This is a genomic window from Amycolatopsis sp. NPDC005003 (assembly GCF_053600695.1).
Map to the genome: position 1 here is coordinate 1 of NZ_JBSGAI010000046.1, position 14,615 is coordinate 14,615.

11 protein-coding genes and 1 tRNA gene are annotated in these 14,615 nt (G+C 72.2%); 7 read left to right on the forward strand and 5 right to left on the reverse strand.

What is annotated here, in order from left to right; genetic code table 11:
• Positions 1 to 275: 275 nt before the first annotated feature.
• A complete protein-coding gene (locus ACWED2_RS38590; protein WP_449695464.1) occupies positions 276 to 4,184 on the forward strand; it encodes a S8 family serine peptidase in 3,909 nt (1,302 codons plus the stop codon).
• Here the strand turns inward: ACWED2_RS38590 and ACWED2_RS38595 are convergent.
• Positions 4,174 to 5,160, reverse strand: coding sequence for a helix-turn-helix domain-containing protein (locus tag ACWED2_RS38595; RefSeq protein ID WP_449695465.1), 987 nt, complete (start codon positions 5,158 to 5,160; stop codon positions 4,174 to 4,176). The genes ACWED2_RS38590 and ACWED2_RS38595 overlap by 11 nt on opposite strands.
• Before the next feature lie 111 nt (positions 5,161 to 5,271).
• The gene (locus tag ACWED2_RS38600; RefSeq protein ID WP_449695466.1) at positions 5,272 to 6,198 is read right to left on the reverse strand and encodes a LysR family transcriptional regulator; all 927 of its coding nucleotides are present in this window, start codon (positions 6,196 to 6,198) and stop codon (positions 5,272 to 5,274) included.
• 116 nt (positions 6,199 to 6,314) lie between these two features.
• Here ACWED2_RS38600 and ACWED2_RS38605 point away from each other — a divergent pair, with 116 nt between their 5' ends.
• A complete protein-coding gene (locus ACWED2_RS38605; protein WP_449695467.1) occupies positions 6,315 to 7,406 on the forward strand; it encodes a tartrate dehydrogenase in 1,092 nt (363 codons plus the stop codon).
• Positions 7,407 to 7,446: 40 nt separating this feature from the next.
• Here ACWED2_RS38605 and ACWED2_RS38610 read toward each other — a convergent pair whose 3' ends face one another.
• Entirely contained in the window at positions 7,447 to 8,184 is a 738-nt protein-coding gene (locus ACWED2_RS38610; protein WP_449695468.1) for a GntR family transcriptional regulator, read from the reverse strand.
• A gap of 110 nt (positions 8,185 to 8,294) precedes the next feature.
• Between ACWED2_RS38610 and ACWED2_RS38615 the strand changes: the two genes are divergently transcribed.
• Genes ACWED2_RS38615 through ACWED2_RS38635 form a run of 5 tightly spaced genes read left to right on the forward strand, consistent with a single transcriptional unit; the run spans position 8,295 to position 13,001 of the window.
• Complete coding sequence (locus tag ACWED2_RS38615; protein ID WP_449695469.1) at positions 8,295 to 9,569, forward strand: MFS transporter; 1,275 nt, start codon at positions 8,295 to 8,297, stop codon at positions 9,567 to 9,569.
• Entirely contained in the window at positions 9,566 to 10,519 is a 954-nt protein-coding gene (locus ACWED2_RS38620; protein WP_449695470.1) for a phosphoglycerate dehydrogenase, read from the forward strand. Before ACWED2_RS38615 ends, ACWED2_RS38620 begins: the two co-directional genes overlap by 4 nt.
• A gap of 5 nt (positions 10,520 to 10,524) precedes the next feature.
• Positions 10,525 to 11,892, forward strand: a complete 1,368-nt coding sequence (locus ACWED2_RS38625; protein ID WP_449695510.1) for an acyclic terpene utilization AtuA family protein — start codon at positions 10,525 to 10,527, stop codon at positions 11,890 to 11,892.
• Positions 11,885 to 12,202, forward strand: coding sequence for a DUF4387 domain-containing protein (locus ACWED2_RS38630; protein WP_449695471.1), 318 nt, complete (start codon positions 11,885 to 11,887; stop codon positions 12,200 to 12,202). The genes ACWED2_RS38625 and ACWED2_RS38630 overlap by 8 nt, the downstream gene beginning before the upstream one ends.
• Positions 12,195 to 13,001 (forward strand): alpha/beta hydrolase, encoded by an 807-nt coding sequence (locus ACWED2_RS38635; protein ID WP_449695472.1) that lies wholly within the window; start codon positions 12,195 to 12,197, stop codon positions 12,999 to 13,001. Before ACWED2_RS38630 ends, ACWED2_RS38635 begins: the two co-directional genes overlap by 8 nt.
• Before the next feature lie 83 nt (positions 13,002 to 13,084).
• On the opposite strand, the gene ACWED2_RS38640 is transcribed toward ACWED2_RS38635, so the two are convergent.
• Positions 13,085 to 13,158 (reverse strand) — tRNA-Pro (locus ACWED2_RS38640).
• Positions 13,159 to 13,276: 118 nt separating this feature from the next.
• Positions 13,277 to 14,440 carry an alginate lyase family protein gene (locus tag ACWED2_RS38645; RefSeq protein ID WP_449695473.1) on the reverse strand — a complete coding sequence of 388 codons (1,164 nt, stop codon included), beginning with the start codon at positions 14,438 to 14,440 and terminating at the stop codon, positions 13,277 to 13,279.
• Positions 14,441 to 14,615 lie beyond the last annotated feature (175 nt).

The window sequence follows — 14,615 nt, forward strand, 5'->3', positions numbered from 1 at the left end:
AACGCTCGGCTGGGACACCCCAGCCGAGCGCTTGGCTACACTCCTGGCCAAAGCCAGTTGATCACACGTGTTGCAACGACCCCTGGAATCCGCCCCTCTCGGCCCGGGCCTTCACCGGCGGACCGGCAGGCACCTCTGGCGGGAAGTCGCCGATGGCGACACCCCGCCATCCCAACCCGTGTCTTTCCGGGAAAACCTCCCGCATCCTCGGAAAACCCCTCGCGGCGGCCGTGGCCCACGGCCGCCGCCTGGTATCCGAGGAGAGTGAGGTTCCGATGTCCCCGCGTCCCCCTCACCGACGCCGGCACCACCTGGCCGTCGCCGCCGCGATCGTTCTGTCCCTGCTGACCGCGCCCGGCGCCACCGCCGCTCCGGCCGGACCGCCACCCACCCCGCGCCCCACCGTCCACCGGGTCACCTTGCTCACCGGTGACGTCGTCACCTACGAACAGGACGGCGCGGGTCACCGCACCGCCCAGGTCGAACCGGCGCTCCGCCCGGACCGGTCGCAACCGGCCTTCCACCTCACCACCACCGCCGAGGGCCTGCTCGTGTACCCGTCGGACGCGCTCCCGCTGATCAACAGCGGGGCGCTGAACCGCACCCTCTTCAACGTCACCGCCCTCGTCGCCGACGGCCGCGACGACGCCACCTCCGCGACGATCCCGGTCATCACCCGCTACGACAAGACCGGAGGCCTGACCGCGCGGGCGAAGTCCCTGCCCCGCACCGAGCGGCCGATCGCGCTCACCACGGCCAACGCCGTCGGCCTGCGGGTCCGGAAAGCCGGCGCGGCCGACTTCTGGCACGCCCTGGTCACCCGGGACGCGGCCGGCCGGCCCGCGCTGGCCGCCGGCATCTCCGACGTCCGCCTCGACCGCAAGGTCCGGGTGGCGCTGGACAAGAGCACCGCGCAGGTCGGGGCGCCCGCCGCGTGGCAGCGGGGCCTGACCGGCGCCGGGACGACGGTCGCCGTCGTCGACACCGGGATCGACGCCGGGCACCCCGACCTGGCCGGCAAGACGGTCGCCGCCGCCGACTTCAGCGGGGAGGGCGACGTCGCCGACCACCACGGCCACGGCACGCACGTCGCCTCGATCATCAGCGGCACCGGCGCGGCTTCCGGCGGGCGCTACAAGGGCGTCGCGCCGGACGCGAAACTGGTCGTGGCCAAGGTCTTCGACGCCTCCGGCGAAGGCGACACCGCGCAGGTGATGGCCGGCATCGACTGGGCCGTGTCCCAGGGCGCGAAGATCGTCAACCTCAGCCTGGGAGCCGGGGTCAGCGACGGCTACGACCCGCTTTCCGAGCAGCTCGACACGCTGTCGGCGAAGACGGGGACGCTGTTCGTGGTGGCCGCGGGCAACGAAGGCCCCGGGGACCGGACGGTCACCACACCGGGCTCGGCGACCTCCGCGCTCACCGTGGGCGCGCTCGACCGCGACAACAGCCTGGCCTGGTTCAGCAGCCGCGGCCCGCGCCTGCGGGACGCCGCGGTCAAGCCGGAGATCGCCGCGCCCGGGGTCGGCATCGCCGCGGCCCGCGCGTCCGGCACCGCACTGGGCGACCCGGTCGACGACCGCTACACCCGCGTGTCGGGGACGTCGATGGCGACGCCGCACGTCGCGGGCGCCGCCGCGATCCTGCTCCAGCAGCACCCGGAGCTGTCCGGGGAGACGCTGAAGAACACGCTGGTCAGCACGGCCAAGGACGTCGGGCTGCGCTGGTACGAGCAGGGTGCCGGGCTGCTCGACGTCGCGCGCGCGGTCTCGCAGCAGGCCAGCGGCACCGCCGTGGCGAGCTTCGGCCGCACCGACCGCACCGCCGCGGCGCGGGTCGTGCGGACGCTGACCTACGCCAACACCGGCGACCGGCCCCTCGAGCTCACCCTGAAACTCCAGGTGCGCCCGTGGGACGACGGCACCGCGCCGCTGACCGGGATGCGGCTGTCGGGCACGAGCCTGTCCATCCCGCCGAAGTCCGCGAAGTCCGTGGAGCTGAGCGAAGACCCCAACGAGGGCACGGCCGGCGTCTACGGCGGCTCGGTGCTGGCCACGACCGCGGACGGCGCGGGCGCGCTCCGCACCGCCGTCAGCGCGTACAACGCGGCGGCGCTGGCGCCGGTAACGGTGCGGGTGCTCGACTCGGCGGGCGCTCCCGCGGAGCTGGCTTCGGCGCAGCTGATCGACGACAGCGCGGGTGGCGCCAACCGCAACGATCCCTTCCTCGACCAGGTCAGCCAGCAGGTCGACCTGGTCGGCGGGGTGGGCCGCGTCGCCGTTCCCGCGGGCCGGTATTCGGCGCTCGGCTGGGTCGTGGAACGCGGCGCGACGACGCGCCGCTGGTCCGCGGTCAGCGCTTCCGGGGTGGCGGTTTCGGCGCCCGCGGAGATCACGCTGAACGCCGCGACCGCCGTCCCGGCCGGGTTCACCACCCCGGAACCGGCCGATCTGCGCGACCGCACGGTTATGCTGCGGCGGGTGATCCCCCCGGCCGCGGGCACGAACGGCTACGTCGGTGAAGCCGGACTGTCGGCCGGCGGTTCCGCGTGGGAGGTGCGCGTCGCCCCGGCGGCGCCCACCACGACCGGCACGATTTCCCTGCAGGACAGCGCAGTGCTGTCTTCGGCGGCGGTCGACCTGCGGGCGGGCGCGACCGTGCTGAACCCCGCCTACGACGTCCCGACGCTGACGGCGAACCTGCCGGGCGAGCGGACGCTGCCGCTCGTGTTCGCCGAAGCGGCCGGCCTGCCCGCGGCGGACGTCCGCGGCAAGGCCGTCCTCGTCCGGATCCCGGCCGGCGCGCCCGACGACGTCTCGGCCGCCGCGGCGGACGCGGCCCGGCAGGTCGGTGCGGCGGGCGGCACCGTCGTGATCCCGTACGCCGGTGTGGCGGGTGCGGCGCCGATCCCCGGGCTGACCAGCGCGGCGGTGCCCACGCTCTCGCTCGGGTTCGAGCAGGGGGAGGCACTGCGCGCGGCGACGTCGGTGCACCTGGTGGTGCGCGCGGCGCCGGAAGCGATGTACAACCTCAGCTACTTCGAGCGCAACGGCGTGCCGAAGGACCTCGTCCGGCGGGTTGACCGGGCGTCGCTGGTCGCGACGAAGACGACCTACCACGCCGACCGGCCCGGCCTGAGCGGCCAGAAGAACTGGTACGCGTTCCCGACCGGCTCGTGGAAGACGCAGCTGGTGCAGGGGACGAAGATCCCCGTACCGGGAGCGTGGACGGAGTACACCGGGCCGGGTGACGACCGCCTCGTGTGGAAACGCGTGGTGACGTTGTCGGGCAACGACAACGCGGGCCGCCGCGCGTCACTGGCGATGAACGTCCAGGGCGGCTACCGCCCCGGCGAACGGTCGCGGCCGGACGAGCACTGGTTCCGCGCCCCGCTGCACAGCACGGCGGTGGAGCTCCCACCCGACCACCCCGCCCGCTACCCGGCGACGGCGAACGGCTGGACGGTGCTGTGCTCGCTGTGCCGCGGCGGGGAGGACCCGGACCTGTTCGTGCCGGCGCTGCAGTGGACCGACGGCCCGCACTACACGAGCCCGTACGAGAACGCCCGCTACTTCACGGGCACGACGGCACGCCTGTTCCGGGACGGCCGCGAGCTCCCGAGGGCCAACTCCGGCGACCCGCTCGCGCTGTTCCCGGTGTTCCGGCTCGCTCCCGAGCGGGCGGCCTACCGGCTCGACGTCACCGACGTGATGCCGGCCCAGGCCCAGGTCGGCACGCCCACCGGCGTCCTGTTCCGGCTCGCGCCGCGCACCGACACGTCGTGGACGTTCACCTCGGAGCGCGCCGCGGTCGCGCCGCCGGCCGGGTACACGTGCCACCCGGCCGGGACGGCGTGCGCGTTCCAGCCGCTGATCCAGCTGGACTACCGGCTGCCGCTCGACGCGGCCGACCGGGCGCCCGCGGCGTTCACGTTCGACATCGCGGCGGCGTCCCACTCCGGCGCGCGCGGCGGCGGCCCGGTGACCCAGCTGCGGGTCGCGTCCTCGGTGGACGAAGGACGCACGTGGACACCGGCGGTGGCCCGCCCGCACGGCGATGCCGTGTGGACGGTGACGGTGGACCAGCCGTCGGGCGAGTACGTCTGGCTGCGCGCGGAAGCCCGCGACGGATCGGGGAACACGGTCACGCAGACGGTGCAGCGGGCGTACGAGATCAGTCGCTGACGTCCGGCCGCGGCAGGGCGACCCACCCCCGGGTGGCGGCCTGCAGCCCGGCCTGGAACCGGGTGCCGGCCCCGAGCTGGGTCATCAGGTGCCGCAGCCGGCGCTGGAAGGTCCGGTAGCTCATGCCGAGCTGCTTGGCGATGCTCCGGTCGGGCAGGCCGGTGGTGAGCAACGCGAGCAGCCGGGCGTCGTCGACGGAGAGGACGCCCGGCTGCTCGGTCGCCGGCAGCCGCAACGGCAGCCCTTCGCGCCAGAGGAGGGCGAAGAGGGCGCTGAGCGCGTCGAGCAGGGCGCAGCGCCGGATGACGAGCGCGGTGCGGATCTCGGGGAGGTCGGATCGCAGCGGGATCAGCCCGACGTCCCGGTCGACGAGGATCATCTTCAGCGGCGCCTCCGGCACGACCCGGGCTTCCTCGCCGAGCACGAGCCCGGCCTCGAGATCGGTGGGGAGATCGTGCAGTTCGAGCGCGCTCCGGTCGTAGACACCCCGGAACCGCACCCCCTGCCCGAGCATCTCCCGCTCGGCGGGGTGGAGAACGGTGGGCGGCTGGGCGTACGGGGGCTTGTCGACGAAGGCGACTTCCTGCTTGGCCTGCCGCAGCAGCCGATCGGCCCGTTCGGCGATCCGGTCGTTCCCGTGCACGACCTCGATGAGGTCGACGGCCTGCTGCGCGGGAGCGTCCCGGAACTGCGCTTCGAGCTGCGCGGCGACCAGTCTCGCGGCGGCGAGCTCCTGGTCCTTCCGCCCGAGCATGGCCCCGATGGCGACTTCCGGCCGCACGGGGGCGTAGGTCCTGGGCGTCCCGGGCAGGCGGGCGAGCAGGCCCTTGCGGATGAGGACGCGCAGCACGGGCCGCAGCCGGTCCTCGGTGAGCGCGGTGGCCTCCCGCAGCTGGGCGAGGGTCATCGACCCGGAGCCGGCAAAGGCTTGGTAGACCTCCAGGTCGGCTTCCCGCAGACCGATGATGTCGAGCATGACCCTCCCGAGCGCGTTCCGGCTGCGTGGCCGACGGTAGCGCTGCCGGGGGAGGAGGGAGAGGTACGGAAAGTACTCGGCGCCGGCGGCCGTAATGAGCTGCCGGGAACATCACCTCTTCCGCGGGGAAGGACCAGGCGGCCGGGAGCCGGCTATGCGGTTCGGCAGCTGCGCGGCCAGGTGCTTGATCAGCTCGCCGATCCGCCGCGGGACCCGGGCGTCGTCGGCGCGGAGGGCGTAGATGTCGGCCGGCGGGGTCGGCACGTCCGGCAGTACGCGCACCAGCGCACCGCTGTCGAGGTGGGAGCGGACCTGCCACTCCGACCGCATGATCACCCCGTGCCCCTGCAGGGCCCAGCCGGTCACGATGTCGCCGTCGTTGCTCGACAGGTGGCCGCGCACCCGGACCTGGCGCGGGTTGCGGGCGTCCCCGAACCGCCACAGCGCGAAGTCGCCCTCGTTTTCGCGGAGGACGATGCAGTCGTGGTCCGCCAGGTCCTCGATCCGCTCGGGCCGCCCGCACCGGTCCACATAGGACGGCGCCGCGCACGGCACCCGGCGGTTCTTCGCCAGCCGGCGCATCCGCAGTGAGGAGTCCGGTGGGGTGCCGACGTGGATGGCGAGGTCGAACTCGCGCCGGTGCGGGCGCAGGGGCAGCGCGGACGTGTGGAGCCGGACGGTCAACCGCGGGTGCCGCGCGGTGAACTCACCGAGCAGCGGGGCGATGTGCGCGCGGCCGAGGCCCAGGGTGGCCTCGACCACGATGGCTCCGCGCAGGTCGCCGGAGCGGGGACCGACCGCGTCCTCGAGCTCGCGAACCTGGTCGAGGATCGGCTCCAGCCGCGCGGCGAACAGCTCTCCCTCGGAGGTCAACGCGAGCCGGCGCGTGCCGCGGTGCACCAGGTGGGCGCCGAGCCGGCGCTCCAGTGCGCTGAGGCGCTTGCTGACGACCGGCAGCGAGCACTGCAGCTCGCGAGCGGCCGCCGTCAGCGTTTCGCTGGACGCGACCACCTGGAAGAAGCGGAGATCGTCGATCATCGCGGTTCGTGCCTTTCGCTCAGCGAAAGGATAGGTTGCCCGGGCGGTTCTTGCCGGGACGGCGGCCGCCGATCAGGGTGGAAGGCGCGTGTTCACCGGATCGACAGGAGCGTTTCGTGTCCCAGCGTCACCGCATCGCGGTCATCCCGGGGGATGGCATCGGCCGCGAGGTCGTCCCGGAAGGGCTGAGGTGCCTCCAAGCCGCCGCCGACGCCCACGGGTTCGAGCTCGACGTCGTCGAATTCGGCTTCGCCTGTGCCGACTACTGGCTGCGGCACGGCGAGATGCTGCCGCCGGACTGGCGGGAGGTGCTCGGTGGGTTCGACGCGATCTTCTTCGGGGCGGTCGGGTGGCCCGAGGTGGTGCCCGACCACGTTTCGCTGTGGGGCAGCCTCCTGCAGTTCCGGCGGGGCTTCGAGCAGTACGTCAACCTGCGGCCGGTGCGGCTGCTGCGCGGGGTCCGCAGCCCGCTGCGCGACCACGGCCCCGGCGACATCGACTTCTTCGTCGTCCGCGAGAACACCGAGGGCGAATACTCGAGCATCGGCGGCCGGATCTTCGAGGGCACCGACCGCGAAACGGTCCTGCAGGAGACCGTGATGACCCGGACCGGAGTGGACCGGGTGCTGCGCTACGCCTTCGAACTCGCCGCCGCCCGCCCCCGCAAGCGCCTGACCTGGGCGACCAAGAGCAACGGCATCGCCATCTCCATGCCGTACTGGGACGAGCGCGCGACGGCGATGGCGGAGCGGTACCCGGACGTCGTCGCCGGCAAGGACCACATCGACATCCTCGCGGCCAAGTTCGTCCTGCGGCCCGGGCAGTACGACGTCGTCGTGGCCAGCAACCTGTTCGGCGACATCCTTTCCGACCTCGGCCCGGCCTGCACCGGCACGATCGGGATCGCCCCGAGCGCCAACATCAACCCGGACCGCACCTGGCCGAGCCTGTTCGAACCGGTCCACGGCTCGGCCCCCGACATCGCCGGGCGCGGGATCGCCGACCCGGTCGGGCAGATCTGGAGCGGCGCCATGCTCCTCGACCACCTGGGAGAAACCGCCGCGGCCGCGGCGGTGCTGGCCGCGATCGAGCGCGTGCTCGCCGGACGCCCGGAAGTGCTCACCCCCGACCTCGGCGGTTCCGGCACGACCGCGGGCCTGGGCACGGCGATCGCCGCCGAGATCGCCGCCGGGGCCGCGGCACCGTGACCCCCGCGTCCGGCCCGGAGGCCGGCGAGGGCCGCGCCGGTCAGGGCCGGCCGGCGACCGCCGGCGTGGTGGGTGCGGCGAGCAGATCTCCCAGTCCGCCGCGGGCGTCCTCGATGACGAGCGCCTCGGCGGCTGCCGGGTCGCCCGCCCGCAACGCCCGGACGAGCGCGCGGTGGCTCCCGTAGCGGTCCAGGCCGAACTCGTCGTTCTCCGCGATGCGTTCCAGTAGCCGGGTCCGCCGCTCGGGCCGGGAGAACACCCGGGTCTGGCCGAGCAGGCGCACGAGAACCGGGTTGTGCGCGCACGCCTCGACGACCTCGTTGAAGCGTTGCATGGTGTCGAGCAGCCGGTCCACGTGCCGGGCCGTCTCCTGCCCGGCCTGGTGCCGTTGCTTGATGACGATCAGCAGGTCGTCGGCTTCGTCGAGGACGGCGTTCAGGTGGTCCAGCTGGGCCGGGGACGCGTGCCGCGCGGCGAAGCGGGCCACCATCCCGCGCAGGGCCACCTCGACTTCGGCGAGGTCCTGGATGGCGGTGTCGCCGAAGGCCGTCACCTGGACCGTCCGCGCTCCGGTGCGCTCGAGGAGACCGTCCTGCTCGAGGCGGCGGATGGCCTCGCGCACCGGTGTCGGGCTCACCGACAGCCGCTCGGCGAGCCCGCGTTCGGTGACCTTCTGCCCCGGCCTCAGTTCGCCGGTCGTGATCGCGTCGCGGACGGCGCGGTACGCGCGGTCGGCCAGCGTGTCGGCCGCCAGCCCCTTCAGGGTCTCCCTTGCCATGGCGTCACTGTATCTGCCATGGCGGAGTCATGATGCAACGCTTGACGTTCTTGCTATAGCAAAAGTACGGTGGCGGTCACCCGCGGCAGCGATGACAGGGAAGGTGGCGGATGACGACGACGTCGAGCACACCACACGTGCGGACGGGCCGCATCACGTTCTTCGTCGCCCTGGCGGTCTTCGCGCAGGAGTCGACGTGGAACCTCTACGACTCGCAGGTGCCGCCGCTGCTGCGCGCGCACATCGGCAGTGCCGCGCTGATCGGCCTCCTGATGGGGATGGACAACGTGCTCGGCATCTTCATCCAGCCGTGGATGGGCAACCGGTCGGACCGCACGCGCACGTCGTGGGGCCGCCGGATGCCCTACCTCCTCGCCGGGATGCCTTTGGCGGCCCTGCTGTTCCTCGTCATCCCGCACGTCGCGGCCACCTTGCCGCTGCTGATCCTGACCATGTTCGGCTACGCGCTGGTGGCGAACTCGTTCAAGCCGATCGCCGAATCCCTGCTCCCGGACTTCGTGCCGCCCGAGCGGCGGAGCCGGGCCAACGCGGTCGTCAAGATCGCGTCGAGCCTCACGGTGCTGGTGGCGGCGCTGATCAGCATCTTCCTGATCGACACGCACCCGAAGCTGTCGTTCGCGATCCCCGCGATCCTGATGGTGGTGTCGCTGGCCGTGCTGGCCGCGAACGTGCGGGACAGCCGGTCGACGGCGTACCGGAACGCCGTCGAGGAGGAACGCGCGCCGGAGGGCACGGCCGCACCCGCCGCGCGGGTGCGGGACACCGTGCTCGACATCGTGCGGGACCCCGACCACAGCCGGTTGCTGCTCATCGTGGCCATCCTGCTCTTCGGTGGCGCGTGGGCCGCGTCGCGGGCGCTCATCACGCCTTATGGCATGGAGGTGCTGGGCCTGTCCCGCGGTGAAGCCGGCGGCCTGACGCTGCCCAGCGGAGTGGCCTTCATCGTGGCCGCCTACCCGGTGGCCAGGCTCGCCGAACGCTTCGGCCGGCTGCGGGTGATGACCGCCGGGATGATCGTCTTCGCGGCCGGCCTGGTGCTCGGCAGCCTGGTGGCGACGCCGGCCGGCGTCGTGGCCGGCCTCTGCGTCGCTTCCGCGGGTGCGTCCTCGTTCCTGGTCAACGCGGTCGTCGTCCTGTGGAACCTGGCGCCGTCCGACCGCGTGGTCGGGACCTACACCGGCCTCTACACCGTCGGCTGGGTGAGCGGCGGCTTCCTGGGGCCGGCCCTGGTCGGCGGCCTGGTCGACCTGACCGGCTGGTCCCTGCTGCTGGTCCACGTCGCGATCGTCGCCGTGCTCGCCGTCCTGGCGGTCGCGCGCGTCGATGCCCGGCAACGCCGGTCGTCGGCGGGGCGGGCGCTGTGACCGCCCGCGTCCTGATCACGACGGACTACCTGCGTCCGGGCGACGAGGCCGACCGGTTCCTGCGGCGCACCGGTCTCGAGACCAGCCACCTGCCCATGACCGGTCGCCGCGATCCCGAGGCCCTCGCGGACGCCCTCGCCGGGATCGACGCGGCGCTGGTGGCCAACGAACCGCTGACCGAAGACGTGCTCGCCCGGGCGTCGCGGCTGCGCGTCATCGTGCGGACGGGCGTGGGCTACGACTCGATCGACGTCCGGGCCGCCGCCCGGCTCGGGATCACCGTGAGCAACCTGCCCGGTGTCAACGCCACCGCCGTGGCCGAGTACACGCTCGGCCTGCTGCTGGCGGGAGCCCGGCGGCTCGTGCAGTCCGCGTGCGGTGTGGCGCAGGGGACCTGGCCGCGGGCGGACGGCCACGAACTGCGCGGCTCGACGCTCGGCCTCATCGGCTACGGCGCATCGGCGCGCGCGGTGGTCCCGCTGGCCCGCGCGTTCGGCATGAACGTGGTCTGCACGACGAACGTCCCGGCGCGGCTGCGCGATCCCGGTGTCCGCTACACCGGGCTGGGCGAGCTGCTGTCCACTTCGGACTACGTCTCGGTGCACACCGCGCTCACCGAACGCACCCGTGGCCTCCTGGACGCCGAGGCGTTCAAGCTGATGAAGCCGACGGCGTTGCTGGTCAACACCGCACGCGGCGCCATCGTCGACGAGGACGCCCTCGTCGCGGCGGTACGGGCGGGCGAGATCGCCGGCGCGGCGCTCGACGTCGTGCGCGAAGAGCCGCTTCCGCCCGGCAGCCCCTTGCGGGGTGTGGACGGGATCGTCGTCTATTCCCACCTGGCCGGGCAGACGGCCGAAGCACGTGCCGCCGCGGGCCTGCGCGGCGCGGAGGAACTGGTCGCCGCACTCGCGGGACGGGCGCGGTTCGTGGTGAACGGAGAGAAATGAGGGACATGGACGAAGTGCGCGTCCTGACGCCGAGCGGCATGCTCGGCGCCGGCTGGGACCACGCGACGGTCGAGCGCGGGATCGCCCTGGGGGCCGACGTCATCAGCATCGACGGCGGGTCCACCGATTCCGGGCCCCACTACCTCGGCGCCGCGACGGCCAAGACGACGGCCAAGGCGGTGGCGCGCGACCTGCGCAGCCTGCTGACGGCGGCCTCCGCCGCGGGCATCCCCGTCATCGTGGGCTCCTGCGGGACGAGCGGGACCGACCGCGGCGTCGACTGGGTCGCCGGGATCGCCGCCGAGGTGATGGCCGAGGAAGGCCTGGACCTGAAGGTGGCGCGGATCTACAGCGAGCAGAACGCGGCCGAGCTGAAGGAACACCTGGACGCGGGCCGGATCCACCCCCTGCCACCGTTGGGAGAACTGACCGCCGAGACACTGGAGAGCTGCACGCACATCGTCGGCGCCATGGGGCACGAACCGATCGTCGAGGCGCTGCGTGCCGGGGCCCAGGTCGTGCTCGCCGGCCGCGCCACCGACACCGCGGTGGCGGCCGCCTACCCGCTCATGAAGGGGATGCCCGCCGGGCCGACCTGGCACGCCGCCAAGATCGTCGAGTGCGGTGGCCAGTGCACGAGCAACCCGCGCGCGGGCGGTGTCCTCGCCACCATCGACGACGGCGGCTTCACCATCGAGCCGCTCGATCCCGCCGTGTCCTGCACGCCGATGTCGGTGGCCGCCCACATGCTGTACGAGACCGCCGACCCGTTCGAGATGCGGGAGCCCGCCGGCACCCTCGACGTCCGGGACGCGCGGTACTTCGCGGTCGACGACCGGATCGTCCGTGTCGAGGGGTCCCGGTTCCACGTCGCCGGCCAGTACACGATCAAGCTCGAAGGCGCCCGGATCACCGGCTACGAAACCGTGTCGTTTTCCGCGATCCGGGACCCGCGCATCCTCGCCGACCTCGACGAGTGGGCGCGGCTGATGCGCACGGTGCTCACCGAGCGGGTGCGCCAGACGCTGGAGCTGGCGGACGACGAGTACGCGTTCGATCTCCGCCTCTACGGGCACAACGCGGTGCTGGACGAGCTCGAACCCGAGGCCGGGCCGCCGCGCGAGGTCGGCGTGATGGTGCTCGTCAACGCGCCCGACCAGGCCACCGCCACGGCCGTCGCCAAGGTCGCCAACCCGCTGATGCTGCACCTGCCGGCCCCGGGGATGGACTACCTGCCCAGCTTCGCCTTCCCGTTCTCGCCCGCGGAGATCGAGCGCGGCGCGGCGTACGAGTTCGTGCTGAACCACGTCGTCGACTGCACCGATCCCGCCGAGCTGTTCCGGATCGAACTGGGGGAGCACACCGATGCCTGACACCACTCTCGCGGATCTCGCCCACGAAGTCCGCTCCAAGAACGCGGGCCCATTCTGGGTCACCATGGAGCTGTTCATGCGCGACGCCGAGGGCTACCGGCTCGCCGCGGACCTGGTGGACGAGCGGCTGATCGCGCGGCTGTACCAGGTGGCGGAAAGCACCGTCCGGATCTTCCGGATCCCGTCTCTCGACGTCGTGAAGATCTCCTTCCCGCGCCCGGTGAGCCAGGGTTCGCTCCGGGACCGTGACGTCCACGCGGGACAGCACCACGTCCCGCTGGCCCGCGTCCCGGTGATGTCCCGTGATTAGGGTCGCGGACCTGCCGGCCGCACACCCCGGCCGCCGGCTGCTCACCAAGCGGACCCCCTTCTTCGCCGCGCCGGGCGAACCGCGCTGCAGTTACTGCGTCTACGTGCCGACGAGCTGGACCCCGGAGAGCGAGCTGCCGGTCCTGGTGGCCGTGCACGGCACCGGCCGCAGCGTGGGTGAGCTGCGCGAGGGATTCATCCCGTTCGCCGAACACCACGGCTTGATCGTGGTGTTCCCGCTGTTCCCGGTGGGCATCGACGACCCGGACGACGTCGACGGCTACAAGCTCCTGCAGGCCCACGGCATCCGGTTCGACCTGGTGCTGCTGAACATCCTGGAGCAGGTCCGCTTCCGGTGGAACGCCCGCACCGGCACCGTGCTGCTGTGCGGCCACTCCGGCGGCGGCCAGTTCGCCCACCGCTTCCTGTACCTGCACCCCGACCGAGTGGCGGCAGTCGCGATCGGAGCGCCCGGCGGCGTGACCTTGCTCGAGCCCGAGCTCGCCTGGCCACAAGGCATCGGCGACACCCGCCGGCGGTTCGGGATCACGGTGGATCCCGCGGCGGTAGCCCAGATCCCGGTACTGCTGGTCATCGGCGGCGACGACGACGGCCGCGCCGACCTGGCCGCCATGGGCGACCACGGCCACAGCCGGCCAGAGCAGCTCGACCGCCTCGCCCAAACCCTGGCCGGCCACGGAGCGGCGGTGGAGAAGGTCGTGGTGCCCGGCGTCGGGCACAGCGCCGCAGGAACACGCCCGCCGGTCACCGGCTTCTTCGGCCGCCTGCTGTCCGAATGAGACACGCCCGGGGTGCTCGGCGTCCGAGCGGACCCCCGGATACGACGAAAGCCACGTTTACCTGCGTAAACGTGGCTTGTCCGTCGGGCTGACAGGATTTGAACCTGCGACCCCTTGACCCCCAGTCAAGTGCGCTACCAAACTGCGCCACAGCCCGGACCCGCACTCCCTGAGTGCGTGAGAAGTACTCTAGCGTGCCCGCCGAACAGCCCCGCAACCAGGGTCCCCTGTCCTCCTGACCTGCGGAAACAAGCCAGGAGGACAGGGACTCAAGATCATGCCGGGTTGGCGGCGTGGGTCAGCGTCTGCCATGCCACGAAGAGGTTGTTCGAGCCCGCCGGGCGTTGGCGCTCTGTCAACGTCTGCGTGTTCGTCATCGCGATGCCCATGCGTGTGTTCAGCGCGTTGAAGCCCACCTCCGTCACTGGGCCGAGGCCGAGATTCAGGTGTCCCGAACACAGCCAGGAGGGCACCGCCGCGCCCAGCTGGTACTTCGACTGGAAACCCAAGGCCTGACGCAGGCGCGTGCCGACGTCGGTCCCGTACACGTCGTCGCCCTGGATGCGGAGCGTTTCCGCCACGTCCGCGATTGCCGCTATGCCGTAGCCCGTGTGGGTGAAGTCGCGGCAGGTTTCCTGGGTCAGGCCGTCCACGAACGTCGACTGGCCCTGCCAGTAGCCCACGATCTGGTCGCGGGAGGAGAGGCCGCTGCCGGGGACCGTTTTCGGCAGGGCGCCGTCCGAAGTCAGGTACACGTAAGCCGCGACGCGGTTGCGGTAGCGCGTCACCGCCTTGTCGTAGCTCGTCCGGTCCTCCAGGAACACCGAGATGCCCACCGCGGCCTCCATCATGGACAATTCCCAGTTCCCGTTGCTGTTGCTGCCGTTGATCACCTTGGTCAGGTACACGTTCCGCAGCATCGTCGCGAACCGGCCCGAGTTCGGCCAGCTCGAATACGTGTACTTGACGATCTCCGCCGCGCGCGGCCACGACGAACCCGCCCAGCCCGTCTGCAGCGGGGCGTTGCTGTTCGTGTGGCTGGTGATCACCGCCGACCACGCGTCCATCAGCGCGATCGACTTCTGTGCGTAGCGCGCGTCGCCCGAGATGTACCAGATCAGCGCGTCCGTGTACGCCGCCAGTGCGTCTTCGCGCTCGTCCGTGCAGCCGTTGTTCGGGTTCGAATACGAGCCGCATTCGACCACCGCACGCGGTTTCGGTGTTCGCGAGAGGGAGGCGTACGAGCTGGCCCGCGCCTGGTCGTACGCCGCCTTCCACGGCTGGGCGCCGGCGTTCACCTTGGCCTTGACGAAGTCCAGCTGGGGACGGCTCACCAGCACGCCGGGGTGGGTGAACGCCGCCGGGGCTGCCGGAGCCGGGGTGGCCAGCACCCCCAGGAGCAGGGGGACCAGCGCGAGGACCTTGCGGAAGCGGGACATGGCTCTCCATAAGATTGTTGGTGTTCGGGACTGGATGTTCTGGATGCCCGGGGCGGCGGGGTGTGGCTGATGGCTCTCTGCCGTTGGGTGGCTTCAGAGGAGTGGCCGCCTTGTCGTTCTGGACGTCCTGGCCGCTGATTGAGATCTGCGCTGTGGTCGCTGTTTATGGAGATGT